The sequence below is a fragment of the Allohoeflea poritis genome, from assembly GCF_027889715.1.
Classification (GTDB): Bacteria; Pseudomonadota; Alphaproteobacteria; order Rhizobiales; family Rhizobiaceae; genus Hoeflea_A; species Hoeflea_A poritis.
In genome coordinates this window covers 1-1,811 of record NZ_JAPJZH010000050.1, presented here as the reverse complement: position 1 = coordinate 1,811, position 1,811 = coordinate 1, and the positions used below count along the sequence as shown (strand labels likewise).

General features: G+C 57.9%; 1 protein-coding gene. It reads right to left on the bottom strand.

The window, feature by feature from the left end; all coding sequences use genetic code 11:
• The coding region (locus OOZ53_RS26590; RefSeq protein WP_271092802.1) for an autotransporter outer membrane beta-barrel domain-containing protein at positions 1 to 1,763 on the bottom strand (1,763 nt) is incomplete at its 3' end.
• Positions 1,764 to 1,811: the final 48 nt, after the last annotated feature.

Here is a 1,811-nt window from a genome sequence, read left to right as displayed (position 1 = left end):
TTTGAGTGGGCGACAGGGGTGCCGTCAACAAAGCTGATTGTCCGCTGTCCGTCGGTTTCGCTCAGGCCCACACCCAATTGAAAGTCGACATTCGTCGAGTCATTCAGGGCATGGCGGCCATAGCCGATCACTTGATAGGTCTCGATGTCGGCCGAGTTGAGGTCGGTGTTGCTGTTCACATGCGTGTCGCTATAGGCGAATGCAATACCCAAGTTCGTGCCGGCGCCGATGCTTCCGTCAGAGCCGAGCACGAAACCGGTCGACCCGCCATTGAACCCGGTAACCGCGCGGCGATCGCCATGGTCAAGGTGTGTATGAAACCCGCTCGCCCATATGTATTCGTCAGCAAGGACCGGATCTGCCGGTCGAAGCCAGTCACTGTCGCTCTGTCGGGATTGGATGATGCGGCGCGTTGTGGACAGTGTATTTTCTATGGGTATGGCCGCGCTTGCGGTCAACAACGGCAGGGTCTGTGAAACGGCACTGCTCACCTCCTGCTGCGTTGCCAATACTCCTAAAGATCCGATGACCCGATCCATGTCGCTGTCACCGCTGGTACCGGCGGTGATGAAGGTATCGATAAGATCATCGAATACCACGGCGGCACCGACACCCGGCCAATTGCCCGTGGCGACCACCGCTTCATATACACCGATACTGGCGCTTGCGGTGCAACTGCCTCCCGCCGCTGCCAGACACAGGTCAACCGTGTCACCGGAGACCAGCGCTTCGAAATCGAAAAGGTTGGAATTGTCGGTGACAATGAAGGTGCCGTCGGAGGTCAGGGTGCCGGCGCTGATAATGTCTTGCATCTCGTCGACGGCGAAGTCGAAATTGGCATCAGCCACGTTAACGTCAATTCTGGCGTTGCTTGGCAGGTTTGCCGTGCCAGTGACTACGAGCCTGCCGAAGCTGGTGTCATTCGTCACATCGGTTTGAAATATCGCGTTGGAATCCTGCGTATAGTTTCCGTTGATTATCACCGTGTCGCTGGCGCCAACAGCCAGTCGCCCAAAATTGGCAAATGTCGTCGGAGATGTCGCCGTCACATCATGGGCCATGTTGAAAACACCACCGTCGGCGATCTCGAAGTGACCGACATTTATGCTGTCTTCGCTGGTGAAGGTGCCGTTGATGAATACCCTTGAGTCTATCCCGCCCGAGATGACGCCCGTTACGCGTGTCGTGGTACCGTTCAGGTTCAGGGTTGCTGCACCGTCAAGCCTGACATTGGAGGAGGCGAGGACGCTGTTACCGGATTGGGTGAAACTGCCTCCATCGCCAACCGTTAGATCCGTGGCCGTCAATGTGCCGGCCGACTGGTTGGCCGCGCCGTTTACCGTGAACGTGGTGATCTCGACAGCGCCTGCGCCATTGATGGTTGTCGTCGTCGTGCTGTTGGTCGCCAAGGTTCCGAGTGTAACGGTGTCTCCGCCTGCGACGTTGATCGACAGTTCGGTGGTTCCCGAACCGATATCCAGTGAACCGCGGATAGCACCACTGCTCAGGGTTACCGCATGGGCGGCGCCATCACCTAAATCGACATCGCCGGTGATATCCGCACCACTAAGCGCGAAGGTGTTTGCGGTGGTGCCGTCGAGCGTGATGTTACCGCTCACGATGCCACCGGTGAATTCCATGGAATGGGCGGCGTCCACCGTCGATGTGATGTTTCCGGCAATCGAACCGCCTGTTTGGGTGACTGACAGGGTTCCAGCCGCCGCGTGGTTGATGTGCCCGGAGATTGAGCCGCTGTTGGCCAATCTGAATGCGTCCCGGGAGTCGATTGCGGTTCCACCGCCACCGAGAAT